Source organism: Streptococcus sp. HMSC070B10 (genome assembly GCF_001808665.1).
Taxonomy (GTDB): domain Bacteria; phylum Bacillota; class Bacilli; order Lactobacillales; family Streptococcaceae; genus Streptococcus.
Genome location: NZ_KV794152.1, coordinates 177062 through 199528, shown reverse-complemented (window position 1 = coordinate 199528; position 22467 = coordinate 177062). Strand labels below are relative to the sequence as shown.

Genomic DNA, 22467 nt, shown 5'->3' with positions numbered 1-22467 from the left:
GCCTTTCTTAAAATTTACCTTCATTTCTGGTTAAATCGCTTCTGTAACAAAACTACGGCTTTCAAGTACCTTAAGCATTGCATTAGCTGTATCTAGGGCTGTGAAGAGGGGCACCCCGTGTTCAATAGCTGAACGGCGAATCTGCTCACCATCTTCGTCTGCAGTTCGTTTTGTTCCAACTGTGTTAATGATAGCTTGAATTCTTCCTTTGCGAACAAAACTTGGGATATCCTGTTCATCGTCACCGATTTTACCAACAGGTTGAGCATGCAGTCCATGACTGGCAAAGAAGGCTGCTGTCCCTTCCGTCGCGAGGATACCATAACCGATATTTTGGAAGCGACGAGCAAGATCCAAGGCCTCTTCTTTAGCATCATCAGCGATGGTGAAGACAACATTCCCAAAAGTTGGCAAGTGTAGGTAAGAAGCTTCAAAAGCTTTATAGAGAGCTTTTTCTAGAGTAGTATCAGAACCCATAACTTCCCCTGTTGACTTCATTTCAGGACCGAGCAAGCTGTCTACCTTAGCTAGTTTGGTAAAGGAGAAGACTGGTGCCTTGATATGAACGCGAGTGCTTTCAGGGTAAAGACCATCTTGGTAGCCAAGTTCTGATAAATTTTGCCCAAGAATGAGCTTGGTTGCTACTTGAGCCATAGGAATATTGGTCACCTTAGAAAGGAATGGAACAGTACGGCTGGCACGAGGGTTGACCTCGATGACATAGACTTTCTCATCCTTGATGACAAACTGAATGTTCATCATCCCAAGACAGTTAAGGCCGATTGCTAGGCGTTTAGTATAATCTGCGATGGTTTCCTGAACCTTTTGCGACAAGGTTTGTGGTGGGTAAACGGCCATTGAGTCACCTGAGTGGACACCAGCACGTTCGATATGCTCCATGATACCAGGGATAAGGACATTTTCACCGTCTGAAATTGCATCAACTTCGCACTCTTGCCCAACGATATAAGAGTCGACAAGAACTGGGTGGTCTGGACTAGCCTTAACAGCTGTACGCATGTAAGAGCGAAGGTCTTCCTCGTTTTCTACGATTTCCATGGCACGTCCACCAAGTACATAAGATGGGCGGACAAGAACTGGGAAGCCAATCTTGCGAGCTGCAAGAACTGCTTCTTCTTCATTGGTAGCCGTTTGTCCTGGTGGCTGTGGAATATCCAATTCTTTTAGGGCTTGCTCAAAGAGGTCACGGTCTTCGGCACGGTCTAGGTCAGCAACCTGTGTACCAAGGATGGTCACACCTGCTTTTGCCAAGGGCTCTGCAAGGTTGATAGCTGTTTGACCACCGAACTGAACAATAACGCCTTTTGGTTGCTCCAAATCGATAACATTCATGACATCTTCGAATGTCAATGGTTCAAAGTATAGCTTATCAGACACAGAGAAGTCCGTAGAAACGGTCTCTGGGTTTGAATTCATGATAATAGCTTCATAACCAGCAGCCTGGATAGCCTTAACTGAGTGAACGGTTGCGTAGTCAAATTCAACCCCTTGACCGATACGGATTGGACCTGAACCTAGAACTAGGACGGATTCCTTATCAGATCTGATAGATTCATTTTCCCAACCATAGGTTGAATAGAAATATGGTGTTTCAGAGTCAAACTCTGCCGCACAAGTATCGACCATCTTGTAGACTGGGACAATCTTGTTTTCCAAGCGAAGTTGACGAACTTGGTCTGCAGTCGTTTCCCATAGTTCTGCAATCTTACGGTCTGAAAATCCATTCAATTTTGCAGTTTTCAAAACGTCTAGATCTTGTGTGTGAGCACCCAATTCTTGCTCAATTTCAAAGATATGCAAGAGTTTATCCAGATAGAAGATATCAATCTTAGTCAATTCAGCAATTTCTTCTGGAGTGTAACCACGGCGAATAGCTTCTGACACATAGAAGAGACGGTCATCTTGGGCTTTCACAACCTTTTCAATCAAAGCATCATCAGAAACTTCTGCAAGTTCCGGCATTTCATTGTGGTGAACCCCAATTTCAAGGGAGCGACAAGCTTTAAGAAGTGACTCTTCGATGTTGCGACCGATAGCCATAACTTCCCCAGTTGCTTTCATTTGGGTACCCAGACGGCGTTCACCTTTCTCAAATTTATCAAATGGGAAACGTGGAATTTTCGCAACCACATAGTCAAGGGCAGGCTCAAACATGGCATAGGTTGAACCTGTAACTGGGTTAATAACCTCATCCAAGGTCAAACCTACTGCAATCTTAGCAGCCAATTTTGCAATCGGATACCCTGTCGCCTTAGATGCCAGGGCTGAAGAACGCGATACACGAGGGTTTACTTCGATAACATAGTACTTAAAACTGTGTGGGTCAAGGGCCAGCTGAACATTACATCCACCTTCAATCTTAAGAGCACGAATAATGCTCAAACTTGCGTCACGAAGCATTTGGTTTTCATAATCTGACATGGTTTGGGCAGGGGCAAATACAATGGAATCCCCTGTGTGAATCCCAACTGGGTCAAAGTTTTCCATGTTACAAACAACCAAAGCATTGTCAGCTGAGTCGCGCATAACCTCGTATTCGATTTCCTTAAAACCTGCGATTGAACGCTCAATCAAACATTGGGTAACAGGTGACAATTTCAATCCATTTTCAGCGATTTCACGCAATTCTTCCTCATTGGCACACATACCACCACCAGTACCACCAAGGGTAAAGGCTGGACGAACGATGACTGGGTAGCCAATTGTTGCTGCAAAGGCAACAGCTTCTTCAACAGTGTTTACAATTTCAGATTCTGGGATTGGTTGGTTGAGCTCTTCCATCAATTGTTTAAAGAGGTCACGGTCCTCCGCTTGGTCAATGGCAGATAATTTAGTTCCCAGAAGCTCAACACCAAGCTCATCCAAAATACCATTCTTAGACAATTCCATGGCCATATTGAGACCTGTCTGACCACCGAGTGTTGGTAGCAAGGCATCTGGACGTTCCTTACGAAGAATACGCGTTACAAACTCAAGTGTAATCGGTTCAATATAAACCTTATCAGCAATTTCCTTATCCGTCATGATGGTGGCAGGGTTTGAGTTAACCAAAACAACCTCATAACCTTCCTCTTTCAAAGACAAGCAAGCCTGGGTCCCAGCGTAGTCAAACTCAGCAGCCTGACCAATAATAATCGGACCAGAACCAATCACCATAATTTTTTGAATATCAGTACGTTTAGGCATTTATAAGATATTAAGGGCGTCAAGCGGACAAAGCTAAAATAGGAGTTATGACGAAGAACTATCAGTTCTAGGAATAACTATCTTTTTAGCACCGTCCGTAGCCCGTATTCAGTTTAGCAAATACGGACTACCCTTCTCCTTTCTATTCGGCAACTCTCAGGTTGCCATTAAATAAATTCTCCGACGAGCTTTTACTCGTTCTTAGTTTGATTGTTTAAAAGCTTCCATCATCTCGATAAACTCATCAAATAGGTAGCTAGCGTCGTGTGGACCAGGGGCTGCATCTGGATGGTATTGGACAGAGAAAGCAGGTTGATATCTGTGACGCACACCTTCAACTGACTTGTCATTGATTTCTTCGTGGGTGATAATCAAGTGTTCTGGCAAATCCTCACGGCTAACTGCATAACCATGGTTTTGACTTGTAAAATCCACACGTCCTGTAGCAATTTCGCGTACCGCATGGTTGAATCCACGGTGTCCAAATTTCATCTTATAGGTCTTAGCACCATTTGCCATTGCAAAGAGTTGATGCCCCATACAGATACCAAAGATTGGAATTTTTCCTTGCACACCACGAATCATGTCGAGTGCTTGTGGAACATCTTCTGGGTTACCTGGACCGTTTGACAACATAACTCCGTCAGGATTGAGATGGAGAATTTCTTCCGCCGTTGTTGAATAAGGAACGACGGTCACGTTACAGTTGCGTTTAGAAAGTTCACGTAAGATTGAGTGCTTGAGACCAAAGTCCACTAAGACAACACTTAAACCAACTCCTGGAGCTGGATATGAAGTTTTAGTAGAAACCTGCTTGATATTGTCTGTCGGCAAGACTGTTGCTTGGAGCTGGTCCGTCACATGGTCCATACTGTCCCCAACATGGGTCAAGGTTGCACGCATCGTACCATGCTTACGGATAATCTTGGTGAGTGCACGCGTATCAATCCCTGAAATACCAGGAATTTTCTTGGCTTTCAAAAATTCATCCAAGGTCATTTGGTTGCGCCAGTTGCTTGCTCTTCGTGCTTCTTCGAAAACAACGACTCCCTTACAAGTTGGAATAATGGATTCATAATCATCACGGTTAATTCCATAATTTCCTACCAAAGGATAGGTAAAGGTCAAGATTTGTCCATTATAAGACTGGTCTGTAATGGATTCTTGGTAGCCGGTCATCCCTGTATTAAAGACGATTTCTCCTGTTACATCAATATCTGCTCCGAAGGCCTTGCCTTCAAAAACTGTGCCATCTTCTAATACTAGAAGTCTTTTTGTCATATTTTCACCTCTCGTGGACGCTCACTGGCGTCTTTTAACGTCTTGTGTTTTAGTTGGCGTTTCTACTCGCCAGTACGGATTCTAAGATTGCCATTCGAACAAAGACACCATTGGTCATTTGTTGGACAATCCGTGATTTTGGTGCTTCAACCAAGTGGTCTGCGATTTCTACATCACGGTTGACTGGGGCTGGGTGCATAAGGATTGCTGTTTCTTTCAAACGGTCATAACGTTCTTGAGTCAAGCCATGTTGGGCATGGTAGTCTTCTTTTGAAAAGACAGCTCCACTATCATGGCGTTCATGTTGCACACGGAGAAACATCATGACATCCACCTGATCAATGATTTCATCAATGGTTACAAACTGTCCATAATCTGCAAACTCTTGACTTCTCCATTCCTCAGGTCCAGCAAAATAAAGTTCAGCTCCCAAGCGTTTCAAAATCTGCATATTGGATTTAGCAACGCGTGAGTGGTCCAAGTCACCTGCAATCGCAACCTTGAGACCCTCAAAGTGACCAAATTCCTCATAAATAGTCATCAAATCAAGCAAGCTCTGGCTAGGGTGTTGACCCGAACCATCTCCACCATTGATGATGGAAGTCGTAATCGTCGGACTTGCAATTAACTCTCTGTAGTAGTCAACCTCAGGGTGGCGAATCACACAGACATCCACTCCTAAAGCAGACAGAGTCAGGATGGTATCATAAAGTGTCTCACCCTTATTAACCGAGCTGGTCTTCACATCAAAGTCCAGTCGCTCCAATCCCAGTTTAATCTCTGCCACTTCAAAGGACTTATGCGTCCGTGTAGAATCCTCAAAGAAAAGATTGGAAACAATCGGATGGTCTTCATAAGGAAGCTGAGCCCCATTTTTAAACTCAATTCCTCGCTTGATCAATTTCATCACTTGATCGACAGTGAGGTCTTCCATGGACACCACATGGTTCAATGCTTGTTGATTTTCTGACATGGCTACTCCTTTAGCTTTCTAAGCTTCTTCAGTAATCAGAACTCTGTCTTGGCCATCAAGTTCTGCCATCTCTACGATGATTTCTTCAGAACGACTAGTTGGGATGTTTTTTCCAACGTAATCTGGACGGATTGGCAATTCTCTATGTCCACGATCGACCAGAACAGCTAAACTCACGCGCGCAGGACGACCATGACCTACAATATTATCAATAGCAGCACGGATGGTACGACCTGTATAGAGCACATCATCCACCAAGATAACTTCACGGTCTGTCACATCAACAGAAACCAAAGAAGTATCTTCTCCACTTTTAACATCATCACGGAAAGGTTTGGTATCCAATTCCACAACAGGAACTGAAAGATTTTCTAGTTGCTCCAAACGTTCTTGGATTCGGTGGGCGATAAATACACCACGAGTTTTAATACCAGCCAAGACGATTTTATTCAAATCTTTGTTGCGTTCGATAATCTCATAAGTAATACGCGTAATAGCTCGTTTGACAGTCAATTCGTCTACAACTTCTTTTGCCTTCATGACAAACCTCCAAAAAGAAAAGTCTCCTTAAACAAGGAGACTTGAAATGTATAGCTAAGTAAGCCCTACTGCAAACAGTATAGACTCCACCCTTCTACTTTATCACGCTCCTTGCCTGCCTCACGGGACAGGTTTAAAGGAATATTTAGTTATCAAATACTATAGCACAAAGCATGCTTAAAATCAAGCAAAAACTTTTGAAACCCCATCTTATAAATTGCTAAAGTCATATAACTGTGGGTACTGGTCACACTCTGGATTTTTAGGATGACAAATAGCTCTTCCAAAATAAATCATGGCCTGATGGGCAGCTAACCACTGCTCCGGTGGCAAGATATCCATGACCCGCTTTTCCACCTCAAGTGGTGTCGCTGATTTTTTGACGATATCGTGGTGTTTGCAAATACGCTCCACATGAGTATCTACTGCAAAGGCTGGAATTCCAAAGCCCACACTCATGACAACATTGGCTGTCTTGCGACCAACACCTGCCAAACTCTCCAATTCCTCACGTGTCTGAGGGACTTGACCATCAAAATCATCTAGTAACTGTTGGGCACATTTTTTAAGGAATTTAGCCTTATTTCGATACAGTCCCAAGCGAGAAATGTGTGAAGCAATCTCACCCTCTGTCGCAACAGACATGGCTTGTGGCGTTGGAAAGGTAGCAAAGAGAGCTGGTGTGGCCTTATTTACCGCTGCATCTGTTGTCTGAGCTGACAACATGACCGCAACTAGTAGTTCAAAATGATTGGTAAAATCAAGACTGGGCTTGGCATCTGGAAAAAGAGCAATAATTTCTTCTAGCACCTTTCGTGCGCGTTTTTTTGACAAGACCATTATTCGTCTCCATCAAATAGTCCTTGTAGGCCAGCAAAAGGACTGTTTTCTTCTTTCTTAACCGCTTGTTGGGCTTGGTATTCTTCTTCTGTCATGATTTGCCAGTCATTTCCTGACACAAATCCTTGACCAGCCTCTTCTTCAGCCGTCAAAACCTTGATAGGAATGTTCAACAGGATATTGTCTGCTACGCTCTCAGCAAGGTCAAGTTCTCCATTTTCGATAGGCAGGACTAAATCATCGTCTAAAACTTCTTGATCTAGTTGGTTGGTTGCGCCTTCCATGAAAACTTCCGTTACTGGATAAGATTCAACTAACTCAACCGACTTCATACTGCGACTTGAAGCAAGAACAATGGTATAAGACAACTGATAATCTAAGAAATACATACGGTCTTCGTACTGTACTTTCCCAACCGCAAGGATATCTCTAACATCTAAAATTTCTTGATTGCGTGCACGCAGGTCTGCGGCTAGGTCTAACGTTTGTTCAAAATGCAAGCCTTCAGACTGCTTACGAATTTCTTGAATATTTAATTTCATACTTCCTCCATAAAGATTTACTCTCTTGATTATACCATGAAAAGACTACAAATCAGCACAGCAAACTTTGTAATTAAATTTCGATTTTTTAACATATTTACTATGACATTTTTATTTTTTAGTGCTATACTATAGGCAATAATACATCAGAGCAAGGAGGATGCTCACATGGAAGACAAAGAACTCATTACTAATGCAACCCAACTCCTATCCGAGTTAAATAAAAGTTTCCAAATCTGCAAACAGGGTACTGCAGATGATATTCGATTACAAGAGCTGCTAAACACTACTATAAAAGAGCTCAAAAAAGCGGAAAAGTTGAACAACAGTATCTTAATAGACCTTGAGAAATTTTACCAACGTACCAGTCTTCTGATAGGTCTCGGTAGCCTAAAACTGAACGAGCAAGCACGCACTGCTTGGCGAAACTATGACAAGTTCCATTACGAGCATGTCAAACACGTACTGACTCTTTATGGACCTGTTTTCGGATTTTAGAGATTAGAATTGTCAGTTTTCTGTTGACAAAATATCCTGAAAGGTATAGGATAGAGGTACTAATACTCGGAGGTAAGGGAGACATGAACAACTAAGTCTATCAAATAAAGAACCTTTATTTAGTAGATCTTGTTTTTGTCTCTTTTTGTGTGCTCTTTTTATACTAGATTTTCTAGTATCTTGTCCTCATTGAAAATAAAAAAACTAGAAAGCTATGCTCCTCTTGGGTTGGGGTAGGCAGCTCCAAGCTAGTTTGACGAGTTTTTCAACGAGGATAATAGAGTTTCGACAGTGACTTTGGGCTCTACTAGATAAAGTAGAGCTTTTTGTTATGCACTATCGACATTCTAGAAAGGGCAACAATATGATAAAAATCAATCATCTAACCATCACGCAAAACAAAGATCTACGAGATCTTGTATCTGACCTAACCATGACTATCCAAGACGGGGAAAAGGTAGCTATTATTGGTGAAGAAGGAAATGGCAAATCAACCTTGCTTAAAACTTTAATGGGGGAAGCTTTGCCTAATTTCACTATCAGGGGAGACATTCAGTCTGACTATCAGTCACTGGCCTATATTCCTCAAAAACTTCCCGAGGAGCTGAAAAAGAAAAGTCTACACGACTACTTCTTTTTAGATTCTCTTGATTTAGACTACAGTATCCTCTATCGTTTGGCTGAGGAATTGCATTTTGATGGCGATCGCTTTGCTAGCAACCAAGAGATTGGCAGTCTATCAGGGGGCGAAGCTTTGAAAATTCAGCTCATCCATGAGTTAGCCAAACCCTTTGAGATTTTATTTTTAGATGAACCTTCAAATGACCTGGACCTTGAGACGGTTGATTGGATAAAAGGTCAGATTCGAAAGATTCGGCAAACCGTTATTTTCATTTCCCATGATGAAGACTTTCTTTCTGAAACCGCTGATACTATTGTCCACTTGCAACTGGTCAAGCACCGTAAAGAAGCAGAAACGATAGTAGAGCACTTAGACTATGAGAGCTATAGCGACCAGAGAAAGGCTAATTTTATCAAACAAAGCCAGCAAGCTGCTAACGACCAAAGAGCCTACAATAAAACCATGGAAAAACATCGGCGAGTCAAGCAAAATGTAGAAACTGCGCTTCGAGCTACCAAAGACAGTACTGCTGGGCGCCTATTGGCTAAAAAGATGAAAACTGTCCTCTCTCAAGAAAAACGCTTTGAAAAAACAGCTCAGACCATGACCCAAAAACCACTTGAAGAGGAAGAAATCAGACTTTTTTTCTCAGATATACAGCCATTACCGGCATCTAAAGTCTTAATCCAACTGGAAAAAGAAAATTTGTCCATTGGCGACCGAGTTCTGGTGCAAGAACTACAATTAACTATCCGTGGCCAAGAAAAAATCGGTATTATCGGGCCAAATGGTGTTGGGAAATCAACTCTGTTAGCCAAGTTTCAACAACTGCTCAGCGCCAAAAGAGAGATTTCGCTTGGTTTTATGCCACAAGATTACCATAAAAAACTGCAATTGGATTTATCTCCAATAGCCTACCTCAGTCAAACTGGACGAAAAGAGGAACTACAGAAAATCCAATCTCACCTAGCCAGTCTCAATTTCAGTTATCCAGAAATGCAACATCAAATTCGCTCCTTATCTGGCGGACAACAAGGTAAACTCCTGCTTTTGGATTTGGTCTTGCGCAAACTAAACTTTCTCCTGCTAGATGAACCCACACGAAACTTTTCTCCAACTTCTCAACCCCAAATCAGAAAACTCTTTGCAACCTATCCAGGCGGTATCATCACTGTTTCGCATGACCGTCGTTTCTTAAAAGAGGTCTGTTCAAGCATCTACCGCTTGACAGAACACGGTTTGGAAGTCGTTGATTTAGAAGATTTATAAATTTTCAACATAGCAAAAATCCAGAGACCGCCTCTGGATTCTTTTTACATATGTTTTAAACGTTCAATCCGTTCTGAGATAGGTGGGTGGGTATAAAAGAGTTTTTGGAACCCTCCACCTTTCTTAGGATCATTGATATAAAGTGCACTACTGGCATCATCGACAGGACGACTCATCGGTTTACTATTATCCAACTTACGTAGAGCATTAATCATCCCTTGAGGATTGCGCGTCAACTCGACACTAGAAGCATCAGCTAGGAATTCCCTCTGACGAGAAATAGCTAGTTGTACCAAGGTTGCAGCGAGAGGTGCCAGCACAATAGCTAGTAGGGAAACCACTAGCATAATGATTTCTAAGCCATTTCCATCTCGGTCATCGTCACTTCGTCTGCGACCTGCGCCACCCCACCACATCATACGACCTGCCACACTAGAAAGCATGGTGATAGCACTAGCAAGGGCAACAGCAATAGTCGAAATGCGGATATCGTAATTACGAATATGACTGACTTCATGTCCCATAACAGCTTCTAGTTCTTCACGATTCATGATAGATAGGAGACCTGACGTCGCAGCAACCGCTGCGTTTTGAGGGTTAGAACCTGTCGCAAAGGCATTTAAGGCTGGATCATCAATGATGAAAACACGAGGCATAGGAATCTGAGCCACCATAGCCATATCTTCCACTACATGGTAGAGGTCTGGTGCCGTTTGCTCATCCACCTCACGCGCCCCATTCATGGACATGACGATCTCTGTCGATTGAAAAATCATGGACAAGGCATAGATAAAGCCGATAATCAGTGCGATAACCAAACCACCAAGCCCAGACCGCATAAAGAGGTAACCAACCGCATAGCCAACAAGAGCTAAGAGTAAGAAAAATACCAGCAACAAGATCCAGGTTTTTCGTTTATTGCTTGCAATTTGATCAAACAACATTTTAGTCACCTAAACCGCTAAAATCAACTTTAGGAACTGCCTTTTCCTCTTCTGGTGTTTGAAGGAAATCTGCTGCTTTAAATCCAAACATTCCAGCGATAATATTGCTTGGGAAAGTTTCTAATTTTACATTGTAGTTGCTGACAACACTGTTGTAGAGTTGACGAGAGTAAGAAATTTTATTTTCTGTATTTGTCAACTCCTCTTGCAATTTAATAAAGTTTGCACTGGCTTTCAAATCTGGATAGCTTTCTGCAACTGCAAAAATACCTGAAACCTGACGAGTAAGGGCATCACTAGCTTTCATAGCTTCTGCTGGTGAAGTCGCTGCCGCCACTTGGTTACGTAGTTCTGCCACCTTTTCAAGGGTAGAACCTTCATATTTGGCATAACCTTTTACAGTCTCAATCAAGTTTGGCAAGAGATCATTTCGACGTTTCAACTGAACATCAATCTGACTCCAAGCCTCCTTTGTTTGCATACGATTCTTAACCAAACCGTTATAGCTAACAATCACAAAAATAACAATAAGAGCTAAAACTCCAAGAATAATCCAAGTCATGATATAAGTCCTTTCTGCTTTTAGATTAGTACCAGTATATCAAATTTTTAATGATTGTGGTAAAATAAGATGATACTAAAGAAGGAAATAACTATGAAACCAGAAACATTTTACAACCTGCTTGCCGAGCAGAATCTTCCACTTTCGGACCAGCAAAAAAAACAATTTGAACGTTATTTTGAACTCTTGGTCGAGTGGAATGAAAAAATCAATCTAACAGCTATTACAGACAAGGATGAAGTTTATCTCAAACATTTTTACGATTCTATTGCGCCTATTCTGCAAGGTTTGATTCCCAATGAAACTATCAAACTTCTTGACATCGGTGCTGGGGCAGGATTTCCTAGTCTACCGATGAAAATTCTCTATCCTCAGCTAGATGTGACCATCATTGATTCACTCAATAAGCGCATCAACTTCCTCCAACTGTTGGCTCAAGAACTGGATTTGGACGGTGTTCATTTCTACCATGGACGTGCAGAAGACTTGGCACAAGACAAGAACTTCCGTGCTCAATATGATTATGTAACAGCTCGTGCGGTTGCCCGTATGCAAGTCCTATCTGAATTAACTATTCCCTACCTTAAAGTTGGTGGAAAACTATTGGCACTCAAGGCCAGCAATGCGCCTGAGGAATTATTAGAAGCTAAGAATGCCCTCAACCTCCTCTTCAGTAAAGTCGAAGACAATCTCAGCTACGCCCTACCAAATGGAGATCCACGTTACATCACAGTGGTAGAAAAGAAAAAAGAAACACCAAATAAATATCCAAGAAAGGCTGGCATGCCCAACAAACGCCCGCTTTAAATTTTTTAGTAAAAAAATATTTACAAAGTCAGCCTCGCTCTTTTATTTTTAGGCTCGGGAAAAAATGATTTACAAAATCAACCTCGCTCTCTTATTTTCGGGCTCGGGAAAAAATGATTTACAAAATCATTTTTTTCTGCTATACTATCCTAAGCAAAGGTTTTTAATGTCATCCCGTGAGGTGACGAAGACGCAGAAATATTTAAAACTCTTTAAAGTCTAGATTTTAGAGAAGTCTTACTCTGAGGGCCTATTGCTGTAAAATAATGGGCTCTTTTTTGATGCCCAAAAGTGAGGTTTATATGAAACAAGAATCAACTGTTGATTTGTTACTAGACGTTGACCAACGTCCTTCGGCTGGAAAAGGAATTCTCCTTAGTTTCCAACACGTTTTCGCCATGTTTGGTGCGACCATCTTGGTACCATTGATTTTGGGAATGCCTGTATCTGTTGCCCTTTTTGCTTCAGGTGTTGGAACACTCATCTATATGATTTCAACTGGTTTTAAAGTTCCCGTTTATCTAGGTTCTTCATTTGCCTTTATCACAGCAATGTCACTTGCTATGAAAGAAATGGGTGGTGATGTATCTGCTGCTCAAACAGGGGTTATCTTGACTGGTTTAGTCTATGTCCTTGTGGCTGCTGGTGTTCGTTTTGCAGGTACAAAATGGATTGATAAACTCTTGCCACCAATCATCATCGGACCTATGATTATCGTTATCGGTCTTGGACTTGCAGGTTCAGCTGTTACTAATGCTGGTCTTGTAGCTGATGGAAATTGGAAAAATGCTCTTGTAGCAGTTGTTACTTTCTTGATTGCTGCCTTTATCAATACAAAAGGAAAAGGATTCCTACGAATCATTCCATTCCTCTTTGCCATTATCGGTGGTTACCTCTTCGCACTAACACTTGGCTTGGTTGACTTTACACCAGTCCTTAAAGCTAACTGGTTTGAAATTCCTGGTTTCTACTTGCCATTTAGTACTGGTGGTGCCTTTAAAGAATATAATCTTTACTTTGGTCCAGAAACTATCGCTATCTTGCCAATCGCTATCGTAACAATTTCTGAACATATCGGAGACCATACTGTTTTGGGTCAAATCTGTGGCCGTCAATTCTTGAAAGAACCAGGTCTTCACCGTACTCTTCTTGGTGACGGTATCGCAACTTCTGTTTCTGCCTTCCTTGGTGGACCAGCCAATACAACTTACGGAGAAAATACAGGGGTTATCGGTATGACTCGTATCGCTTCTGTCTCAGTTATCCGTAACGCTGCCTTCATCGCGATTGCCCTTAGCTTCCTTGGTAAATTCACTGCCTTGATTTCAACCATTCCAAATGCTGTACTTGGTGGTATGTCAATCCTTCTCTATGGAGTTATCGCCAGCAACGGTTTGAAAGTCTTGATCAAAGAACGTGTTGACTTCAGTCAAATGCGTAACCTAATCATCGCAAGTGCTATGTTGGTACTTGGACTTGGAGGAGCTATCCTTAAACTCGGTCCAGTTACACTTTCAGGTACTGCCCTATCAGCCATGACAGGAATCATCTTGAACTTAATCTTGCCATACGAAAATAAAGACTAAACGTCTTGACACAAAAAGTCCGCTCAGACAACTGAGTGGACTTTTCTAATTCTTAAGTCCCCCAAGCAACCAATAGATAGATCAGGCTAGAACCAAACATATCTGCTAAAGCATGCATGAGAAAGAATGGAAGGAGATTTTTAATTTTATATTTGTATAAGAAATAATAGAATAAGCCATAAACTACACCGATTACCAAAGCCCATACTAATCCTTGATAGGTGTGGAAGGAAATACGAATACTAGTAGAATAAAGCAAAACCAACCACTTGTGTTTTTCCTTCACTGAAGTTAACAAACCTAGAAAGAAAAACTCTTCATAAAATCCATTAAGCAAGGCATAGGCAATCGCTATCGGGCTGAGAGCTAAGAACTTCCCTATTATTTGCGTGAAATCTATATAGGCAAAAAGGTCTGGATTAAAGTAATTATATTTACCAGTGAGAGTTGTAACCAAGTCTCCAAACAGTCCCACTAAAGCAAATATAAATGGAACCCAAAAGATAATGGACCAATTCCAGCGAATAGGAAGCTGTTTAAAATCATAATTTCGAATCAAAAGATAGAGTAAGGTCACAGTCAGTAATATAGCTTGCAGGGTAAAATTACTAAAATAAGCCGCACTTTCGCTTGCAGCCTGTCTAACTGCCCCTACTGTACTTGATGCACCCGTTGGAAACGTATTTGCTAAAAATAGCTCGGTTGAACGAATTATAAACTGACCAAACATTATGATCGTAATAATCACAATGTCAAACCATCTCAAGTATTTTAGAGGTTTAGATGGATGTATTTTTTTAAAAATATTCATATTTTCTCCAGGTATTCTATACTCATATAAATATTTTAAGAAAAAAGGTTTAAACTTTTATAAAATTTCATTAATTCATTTAGATTTAAAGACTTTTACTAGTAAAAATAAACCCTCTTTGAGAGTGGTTATCATCTACTTTCATTTTTTGTTTATTTCTCTAACAATAAATCTTTCAAAGAAATCAGAGTTACAGCAAACAATATCATTGCCATACCAAGAAAATCAATAGGATAAAATTGTTCATTCATAATTAGGAAGGCAAAGAAAACTGCCGAAATTGGCTCAATAGAAGCCAACAAACTTGACTTAACTGGTCCAATCAGACTGGCTCCTTTTAAGAACGCTGTATAGGCAAAGACAGTCCCGATAAGGATAATGCCCGCAAAAGCAAGGAGAAAATCAAGACTAGTCGGTATATTGGCCTGTAGAACCCCTGTAAAAGGAAGGGCGACCAAACCAGCTATGACCATTCCCACACCAATGACCAAACTGCTACCCCACTTCTTAATCAAGGTTATGGGCAAAATGATATACAGGGCGTAAGTCAGAGCAGAAAAGAGGCCCCAGAACAGACCTGCAGGTGTCATAGATAACTGGTCCAACTGCCCATGTGTTGCGATCAGGAAGGTTCCTCCGATGGCTAATATGATAGAAACAATCTCTCCCAGTGTCGGCGCCACCTTATCCTTGATACAGCTATAAATTAAAATCCCAACAGGACAAACATACTGAAGCACCGTCGCGGTTCCTGCATTGGTCTCCTGAATAGCAGTTAGATAGGCAAATTGATTGAGGAAGAGACCAATTAGAGCAAAAATGAGAAGAGACAGCAAACTCTTTCTATCATTTAAAAAGGCCAGCATTCTATCTTTTGCAGTAGCATAAGCCAAGAGCATGAGAATTCCACCAGCGATTAAAAGACGCAAGTTGGTCAAAACCAGGGCCGAAATTCCGTGCGCCATCAGGTATTGGCCACTCGTTCCTGACAAGCCCCAAGCAATCCCAGCCACAACTGTTAATAAAGTCCCCTTTAAACTGTTTGACATGTCTCTCCTTACTCTTCTTTACGAATCAAGTCCATCACTTGATTACGATCTACAATCCATTGAGCCCTCTCATCCTTTTCATAGGTACGATTCGATAGAAAAATAGCCGCTTCTTGCTTCTGACGATTCCACATGATAAAGGTACCTGTATAGCCCGTATGGTCTAGCCAATCTTCTTCCAAATTCCATGCCAAAGAACGTTCCTTGTCATCCAAAGGAGAAAAATTTTGACTCAAATCTCTTGCGAAATCATCTGCTAAATAGTGTTCTAAAAAGATTTGTAAATCCTTTACAGTCGAAAATAAACCAGCACTACCAGCATGTCTGCCCAGGAGACGAGCTTTGGGATCATGTACCATGCCTACCTCTACACCTCTAACCGTTGGAACAGCAAGCTCAACAGGTCCAAATTGGGTTTCCGTCATTCTCCAAGGATTCCAAACTTGTTCTTGTAAAATCACATCCAAGTCTTGATTAAAGATTCTTTCCAAAATAAAACCCAACAGCAAAAAATGGACATCCGAATAAAGAAAGGCTGGCTGATTTCGTCTATTGAGATGAAACATCGCTTCCTTTAATTCTGAATCTGTTAAAAGATCACGATTGGGAATAAACGGATCAAGGTCTGTAGCGTGAGTTAAGAGCTGACGAATAGTGATGTCTGGATAATCACTCTCAGCTAAAAAATCTGTTACCGGTCTGTCAATATCTAATTGACCTTTTTCCCACAAGAAGGTAAAAACGGTACCAACCCCAACAACCTTGCTGACACTGGCTAGGTCGTAAACTAGTCCTGCCTCAGTCTGTAAGTCATGCTCTGGGTCACTCTGGCCTAAATAGAACTCCGTCCATTGATTGTCCTTAAAATACGCAAAAGAGGCTCCGGGATAAATCCCTGCCTCGATTTGTTCTTCTATTTTTTTAATAATCTTGGTCCACTTCATACTTTTTCAAACCACAATTCAACATTATTTCTATCTTTACCAAGGAAGAATTTTTCAGACTTAGGAATAAAATATTCAGTAGACTCAAACTTCTGGCGAAGACTTGCTATATCTAGTTCATTGACCAAGAACTTGAGCATAGATAAGTCCCAAGTAGCCGTATTGTCCACAGTCAAATCTTGACCCTGAGCTGGGATAAAATCAAGTGATGTCCCAATTTCAGATAGTTCCAAAAAACTATCTACATCCGTTGGGAGGTGTAATTCCATAGAAATTTCAAATTTACTTAAAGAAATTGACTCCAGATCTGTTTGAAATTCTGGCTTTTCTCCTACTTCTACTAGACTTGCTCTGTCATCTTCCGCATGAATCAAAACCAAATCATCTTCTGGAGAGTAAATTTCAAAAGCGTAGCCGTTTTGACCTTTATATAATTGATGAATCGAATCTGTTTTAGATAAGAGTCCTTCAATTTCTAAGGGATTTTCCACTTTGACAATCAATCTAGCTAGTTTTTTTCTTCCCTCTACCTTACGAGTGCGCATACTTGGAGCTTCTTCTAAAACCAGCTTTTCTAGACCTGTTTGATCACCTAGTGACAGAAAGGCTGACTCTTCTAACAAGGCCTTCATGCCAAGGGTTTCTATATAAAATGTTTCATTTAATTTTCTATTATTAACTTTTAAAGTAGGAATAATCCGTACAATTTGATTTACATTCATAAATTCCTCCAACTCTTTTATTTTAAAGGATTTTAGAATTTTTTACAAGAAATTATGCTCAGATTTACCTTTTTTTCGTAAAATTTCATCTAAAAAACCGAGGATTTCCTCGGTTTCAATTTCTTATAGGTAAAGGAATTTGAAGATAGCTACTGCCGCAATTGCTGCTGCGATCGGTGCTACTACTGGTACCCAAGAATACCACCATTTCGAATCACCTTTGTGCTCACCAAGAACTGATTTTGGAAGGAAAGCATGAAGGAGACGTGGTCCCAAGTCACGGGCTGGGTTCAAGGCAGGTCCTGTAGGTCCACCAAGTGATGTTACCAAGGCCATAACAAGGAATCCAAGTGCCAAGTGAGCAATTCCAAGACCTGAAGCTGTATGAGGTGCTGTTTGAGCTTTAATTGCTAAATCAGAGAAATCGACTGTTTGACCTGCTTGACTAGCCATTTGTTTCATGTATTGAAGAACCTCAGCACCAAAGAAGTTTTTAGTTAATCCAAGAGCTGCAAAGAAAAGAACAAATGAACCAATAAACTCATTTACAAAACCGTTAACAGTTGCTGCAAAGCGTGATTCTTTTGTACCTTGATCCAAACTTGAGATTGTTGAGAAAGTACCCAAGATGTTGTTTGGATTTTCAGTTTTCAAGTAGTATGGGCGGTGTGTTGCCACAACCAAGGCTTGACCAAAGATAGCACCCAAAACTTGTGCGATGATATAAGGCGCTACTTGTGCCCAAGGGAAGAGACCGCTGATTGCAAGCCCAAGAGTGAAGGCTGGGTTGATGTGGTTACCTGATACATTACCAAACATCAAAGCTGGAATCATAACCCCCATACCGTAACCAACAGCGATAACGAGCCAGCCACTTTGGTGACCTTTCGTACCTTTAAGTTCAACGTTAGCAACTGCACCATTACCTAGAATGATCAAAATAGCAGTTCCCAAGAATTCAGTGGCATATTTAATAGCCCATGTAAAATCCATTTGATAGATTCTCCTTAAAATTTTTTAGACAATCCTTATTCTATCAATTTTTATATCTTTTAGCAACAGGTTTTCTAAAAGAATAACTGGGAAAACGCTTTTATTCAGGGAATTTAAAAAGACTTAACAAATAAAGCTTGTTAAGTCTTCATATCCTATTATTGACGTTGTCCGAAATCTGCAATCATCTGCTCCATTTCTTGTCGACTCGGAGTTGTCAGCATATACAGGTAATCTCCTTGAAGTTCCGCGAAGGCCGCTGGCATGATTTTTTTAACCTTGAAATGCTGGCTGTATTTAGCAATCAAGTCCTCCTCAGAATAGACATAATGTGCATTTGCACGACGTGATGTAGCCAAACAATACTGAGCTTCAAAGTCTGACACTGGGAACTCTTCTCCTGCGACAATAGCTGCATAGCCACGATAAAGATCCAAGGAATGGGCAAAGTTATAAACATCAATGGTAAAACCACCTGCAGGGCGGTTATTGTACTCAATGGCGATGTAATCATCCCCTTCACGGAAGAACTCGATATGGAAGAAACGTTCTTTCATACCAAACTCCTTGACAATCGCTTCACCATACTTGCGTAGTTTGGGATCCATCTCCTTGAGTACATAGTAGGAATTGTCCATCTTGTAAATCATGAGATCCAGCGGTGTATAGGCGTAGTCAAAGGTTGTTGAGAAGACAATCTTTCCATCCTTGTCCACGAGCCCATCAAAGGTACAGATTTCGCTGGAAGTGACAAATTTTTCAAAGAAATAAACGGTCGAATGGTCCCATTCTTGCTTGAAGTGATTGATATCGTCTTCTGTTTCAAGCTTAAAGGTCGCGGCTGCTCCCACTCCATTGTCAGGTTTGGCAATCATTGGAAGGCCAATTTCATTCACAGCTTGATCAACATCTGCTTCCGTCTTGATAACAGCTCCAGGTACCACGGGGACACCTGCTTTTTTGAAAAGCTTCTTCATTTCAGACTTAAATTTCGTCTTTTTGAGATCCTCTGTTTTGGCACCAAAGACATTGAATTGTTCTCTGAGTGTTGCATCCAGCTCAAGCCAGTATTCATTGTGGGATTCAATACGGTCAATCGGGCCATGTTTATAAAAGAGAAAAGCAACTGCACGTTTGACTTCATCTATGTTCTCAAGGTTATCTACACGGAAATACTCGGTCAGGCTATTGCGTAAAGGTTCATCCAATTGCTCGTATGGTTCTTGACCAATTCCCAAGACTGTGATGCCTTTATTGGCTAGCTCAATGGTAAACTGTTGAAAGTTTTGCGGATAGTAGGGAGAAATAACAAGGTAATTCATAGGTAACTCCTTTTATAAATAGAGATTTCCAAGAAAATAGGGCATTTGTTTGCGCCACCATTCCCAGTCGTGGGCGACATCGTGTCCCCATTCAGCAAACCAGGCTGGAATTTGTTTCTGGTCAAAGGCTTCTTTGAGCTTGTAGAAAGACGGTAGTCCGTCATGTTCCCAGGCACCAAGCCCCGTACACAGCACAATCTCTGCCTGACAGTAACGATCAATAAACCAGCCGTCATTCTGATTCCAGATATAATCTACTGGCGAGTTTTGGTAAATAGCATCGTCATTGTAGTAATCGCCGACAAAGAAACGTGCATCGTAAACACCACTAAGAGCAATCACCTTTGTAAAAACATCTGGATGCTGGAGAAAAAAGTTGACTGCATGGTAGGCGCCCATCGAGCAACCTGTCGTCATCATGCCATCAAACCAACCTGTCTTATGCTTGATAAAAGGAATAGCCTCTTCAATCACATAGCGTTCATAGGCACGATGCATTTCCGCTTGGTCATGCCCATTTTTCCAAGTGGCCAACCAGCTCTCACTGTCAACACTGGATAGGGTAAAGAACTGGACACGGCCTTCCTCGATAAAAGAAGCACAGGCCCCAATCATGCCAAAATCATAGTATTCGTTGTGACTACCACCTGATGAAGCAAAGACCACAACTGGAATCCCAGCATGTCCATAACGATTAAGGTACATTTCACGGTTAAGATTGCCACTCCAGTGGCTAAGGTTTTCGATATGCATTGGCTTTCTCCTTTTCTAACTTACCATTTCTCTGCAAAAAAACGGAGACAATCTGGTAAATTTTCTGACCAAGGGATTTCACTATGGATGGCACCAGACTGAACTTTCAAAACAAGATTATCTAAGTGTACCCCACCTGCTATCAAATCATGGTAATAGCGAAGTGACGAGTCGATATAGGCTTGTTTGATATTACCAGCCATCAGGGTCTTGTCCGTATCATCTGCTTCTTCTGTTCCAACATAGATAAAGATACGATGGTCAGACGATAGTTTCTTGCGTTCAATATAGCGATTAAAGGCTTCTTGGTGGAGCCAGTTAGCAGATGAAAAGACCCCTAGACATCCAATTTGGTCTTGGTATTCCAAACCGATAAACTGGGTAATATTGCCTCCTAGTGAAGACCCAATCATAGCCGTATGCTGGCGGTCAGCTTTGGTACGGTAGGTCTCATCAATAAAAGGTTTGACCACCTCCATGACAAACTCAGAATATTCCACACCCTTACCGCCAAACTGCTGCCCTGGAATAGGAGATTCTTGAAACTTCCAAGCTGCGTACTCATTCATCCGTCCCATACCATCATTGTCAATAGCAACGACAATCATGCGACTGATATCAGGATTACGCTTAATAGCTGGGATAATCTTCCATGAATGGCCAATGAAAGACTCCTTGCTATAAAAAACATTTTGCCCATCATGAAAGTAAACAACAGGATAGGAACGATCCGTGTCTTTCTCATAATCTTTAGGCAAAAGAACACGTACACGGCGTTCCTTACCTGTATAAGGAACCTTGAGTTTGTGTTCTTTCATTTTTAAATAAAAGTAGGATTGATTCATTGTCAGAAAACTCTCTATATTCAAAATTTTATTTTATTATATCACATTTATAGAAAAAAAGTTAGTTTTGCTTCCGTTTTTGGAATTAAAAACTAACTTTTTCATTTATTTTTCTAAATTCTTCTGGATTTTCTGATTAGAGAAGATTGTCAATCAAGTCATCCACTTCATCTTTTTCAGCCTGCGGTGTAATCTCAGTAATCATGATTCCAGCCACAGCTCGCTCAACTAAACCTTCAACATCCATGCGAGTTTCATACTGCTCCGCATTCTTAATCTTAGGATTTGTTTTCGGACGATCTGGCGCAAAAATGGTACAGCAGTCTTCAAACGGTTGGATTGAAATGTCAAAGGTATCGATTTCCTGGGCGATGTCAATGATTTCCAACTTGTCCATGGTTACAACTGGGCGGATGATGGGAGTGTTGGTAACTGCATTGATAGCCTGCATGCTCTCCAAGGTTTGGCTGGCTACTTGACCTAGGCTTTCCCCATTGATGATAACTAAACCATTTCGTACCTCACGAATACGATCTGTAATCCGCATCATAAAACGACGCGTTAGAGTCATCAAGTAAGCTTCTGGCGCTTTGGCCTTGATTTCCTCTTGAATCTCTGTGAAAGGTACTTCGATAAACTGGATATTTCCCCCAAACTTGGTTAATTTACGGGTCAAATCTTGGGCTTTTTTAAGAGCGCCTGGACTCGTGTAAGGTGGGCTGGCAAAATGAACAGCCTCAATATCCACCCCACGCTTAAGTGCAAGATAACCTGCTACAGGTGAGTCGATCCCTCCTGACAACATGAGCATCCCTTTACCAGAAGTTCCAACTGGCAAACCACCAGCCCCACGAATGGTTTCATAAGAAAGATAGGCTGCTTCTTCACGGATTTCCACCTGAAGATTGATGTCAGGACTTTTCATTTGAGCTTGCACATTTGGAATGGCTTCGAAAACAGCTCCTCCAAGTGTTTGATTGAGTTCACGACTATCCAACTCAAAGTTGTGGTCGCTACGCTTGCCAGAAATTTTAAAGGTCATGCCATCCTTGTAGATGTCCTGCATAATCTCTTGGACAGCAGACTTCAGAACTTCTACAGATTTTTCGACCTTATAAACAGGAGAAAAGTTTTGAATCCCAAAAACTTGTTTGAGTGATTCTGCTACTGCTGTGTAATCTGCTCCATTTAGGTAAGCGTGGGCACGGTCACGATCTGCCGTTACCTTAACTTGGGGATAGATAGACAAAACGTCTGATATATTATTGCGAAGTTTATTGATGAAACGCATACGATTTTTACCCTTGGTTGACAACTCTCCGTAGCGAATCATAATTTCTGAATACTGCATGAATGC

General features: G+C 41.3%; 21 protein-coding genes. 4 read left to right on the top strand and 17 right to left on the bottom strand.

The genetic code is table 11. The features are described from left to right. Nucleotides 1-30: 30 nt before the first annotated feature. The 6 genes from carB to HMPREF2613_RS02520 all read right to left on the bottom strand — a co-directional run bounded on the left by carB (nt 31) and on the right by HMPREF2613_RS02520 (nt 7383). Nucleotides 31-3207 (bottom strand): carbamoyl-phosphate synthase large subunit, encoded by a 3177-nt coding sequence (gene carB / locus HMPREF2613_RS02545; RefSeq protein WP_070478728.1) that lies wholly within the window; start codon nt 3205-3207, stop codon nt 31-33. A 201-nt stretch (nt 3208-3408) separates the two neighbouring features. Continuing rightward, complete coding sequence (locus HMPREF2613_RS02540; RefSeq protein ID WP_000166853.1) at nt 3409-4488, bottom strand: carbamoyl phosphate synthase small subunit; 1080 nt, start codon at nt 4486-4488, stop codon at nt 3409-3411. 49 nt (nt 4489-4537) lie between these two features. Continuing rightward, a complete protein-coding gene (locus HMPREF2613_RS02535; protein WP_004260121.1) occupies nt 4538-5461 on the bottom strand; it encodes an aspartate carbamoyltransferase catalytic subunit in 924 nt (307 codons plus the stop codon). Nucleotides 5462-5479: 18 nt separating this feature from the next. After that, nucleotides 5480-6001: a bifunctional pyr operon transcriptional regulator/uracil phosphoribosyltransferase PyrR gene (pyrR, locus tag HMPREF2613_RS02530; protein WP_000644747.1), complete on the bottom strand. Its 522-nt coding sequence runs from the start codon at nt 5999-6001 to the stop codon at nt 5480-5482. A gap of 210 nt (nt 6002-6211) precedes the next feature. Beyond that, a complete protein-coding gene (nth, locus tag HMPREF2613_RS02525; RefSeq protein WP_070478726.1) occupies nt 6212-6841 on the bottom strand; it encodes an endonuclease III in 630 nt (209 codons plus the stop codon). Continuing rightward, nucleotides 6841-7383 carry a YceD family protein gene (locus HMPREF2613_RS02520; protein WP_070478724.1) on the bottom strand — a complete coding sequence of 181 codons (543 nt, stop codon included), beginning with the start codon at nt 7381-7383 and terminating at the stop codon, nt 6841-6843. The genes nth and HMPREF2613_RS02520 overlap by 1 nt, the downstream gene beginning before the upstream one ends. 168 nt (nt 7384-7551) lie before the next feature. On the opposite strand from HMPREF2613_RS02520, the gene HMPREF2613_RS02515 reads away from it, so the two are divergent. Continuing rightward, complete coding sequence (locus HMPREF2613_RS02515) at nt 7552-7881, top strand: helicase BlpT (protein WP_070478722.1); 330 nt, start codon at nt 7552-7554, stop codon at nt 7879-7881. 331 nt (nt 7882-8212) lie between these two features. Beyond that, a complete protein-coding gene (locus tag HMPREF2613_RS02510) occupies nt 8213-9772 on the top strand; it encodes an ATP-binding cassette domain-containing protein (protein WP_070478720.1) in 1560 nt (519 codons plus the stop codon). A 44-nt stretch (nt 9773-9816) separates the two neighbouring features. On the opposite strand, the gene htpX is transcribed toward HMPREF2613_RS02510, so the two are convergent. Both htpX and HMPREF2613_RS02500 read right to left on the bottom strand, forming a co-directional pair. Then, nucleotides 9817-10716, bottom strand: a complete 900-nt coding sequence (gene htpX, locus HMPREF2613_RS02505) for a zinc metalloprotease HtpX (RefSeq protein ID WP_070478718.1) — start codon at nt 10714-10716, stop codon at nt 9817-9819. 1 nt (nt 10717) lies between these two features. Then, on the bottom strand, nt 10718-11278 hold the full coding sequence (locus HMPREF2613_RS02500) for a LemA family protein (RefSeq protein ID WP_070478715.1): 561 nt from the start codon (nt 11276-11278) through the stop codon (nt 10718-10720). Between the two features lie 93 nt (nt 11279-11371). Between HMPREF2613_RS02500 and rsmG the strand changes: the two genes are divergently transcribed. After that, nucleotides 11372-12085 carry a 16S rRNA (guanine(527)-N(7))-methyltransferase RsmG gene (rsmG, locus tag HMPREF2613_RS02495; protein ID WP_070478712.1) on the top strand — a complete coding sequence of 238 codons (714 nt, stop codon included), beginning with the start codon at nt 11372-11374 and terminating at the stop codon, nt 12083-12085. 302 nt (nt 12086-12387) lie between these two features. Next, on the top strand, nt 12388-13671 hold the full coding sequence (locus HMPREF2613_RS02490; RefSeq protein ID WP_004234765.1) for a uracil-xanthine permease family protein: 1284 nt from the start codon (nt 12388-12390) through the stop codon (nt 13669-13671). Between the two features lie 52 nt (nt 13672-13723). Here HMPREF2613_RS02490 and HMPREF2613_RS02485 read toward each other — a convergent pair whose 3' ends face one another. The 9 genes from HMPREF2613_RS02485 to thiI form a co-directional block, all read right to left on the bottom strand. Next, nucleotides 13724-14482 (bottom strand): CPBP family intramembrane glutamic endopeptidase, encoded by a 759-nt coding sequence (locus tag HMPREF2613_RS02485; protein ID WP_070478710.1) that lies wholly within the window; start codon nt 14480-14482, stop codon nt 13724-13726. 152 nt (nt 14483-14634) lie between these two features. Continuing rightward, nucleotides 14635-15531, bottom strand: a complete 897-nt coding sequence (locus HMPREF2613_RS02480; protein WP_020903518.1) for a DMT family transporter — start codon at nt 15529-15531, stop codon at nt 14635-14637. Nucleotides 15532-15539: 8 nt separating this feature from the next. Further along, the gene (locus HMPREF2613_RS02475) at nt 15540-16475 is read right to left on the bottom strand and encodes a serine hydrolase domain-containing protein (protein ID WP_049502210.1); all 936 of its coding nucleotides are present in this window, start codon (nt 16473-16475) and stop codon (nt 15540-15542) included. Next, complete coding sequence (locus HMPREF2613_RS02470; protein ID WP_070478708.1) at nt 16472-17197, bottom strand: CppA family protein; 726 nt, start codon at nt 17195-17197, stop codon at nt 16472-16474. The genes HMPREF2613_RS02475 and HMPREF2613_RS02470 overlap by 4 nt, the downstream gene beginning before the upstream one ends. 123 nt (nt 17198-17320) lie before the next feature. Next, a complete protein-coding gene (gene gla / locus HMPREF2613_RS02465; protein WP_070478706.1) occupies nt 17321-18190 on the bottom strand; it encodes an aquaglyceroporin Gla in 870 nt (289 codons plus the stop codon). Between the two features lie 158 nt (nt 18191-18348). After that, nucleotides 18349-19512: an ATP-grasp domain-containing protein gene (locus tag HMPREF2613_RS02460; protein WP_070478703.1), complete on the bottom strand. Its 1164-nt coding sequence runs from the start codon at nt 19510-19512 to the stop codon at nt 18349-18351. 12 nt (nt 19513-19524) lie between these two features. Continuing rightward, nucleotides 19525-20265, bottom strand: a complete 741-nt coding sequence (locus HMPREF2613_RS02455) for an esterase family protein (protein ID WP_070478700.1) — start codon at nt 20263-20265, stop codon at nt 19525-19527. Between the two features lie 20 nt (nt 20266-20285). Continuing rightward, the gene (locus HMPREF2613_RS02450; protein WP_070478698.1) at nt 20286-21110 is read right to left on the bottom strand and encodes an alpha/beta hydrolase; all 825 of its coding nucleotides are present in this window, start codon (nt 21108-21110) and stop codon (nt 20286-20288) included. Between the two features lie 136 nt (nt 21111-21246). Beyond that, nucleotides 21247-22461, bottom strand: a complete 1215-nt coding sequence (gene thiI, locus HMPREF2613_RS02445; protein WP_070478696.1) for a tRNA uracil 4-sulfurtransferase ThiI — start codon at nt 22459-22461, stop codon at nt 21247-21249. Nucleotides 22462-22467 lie beyond the last annotated feature (6 nt).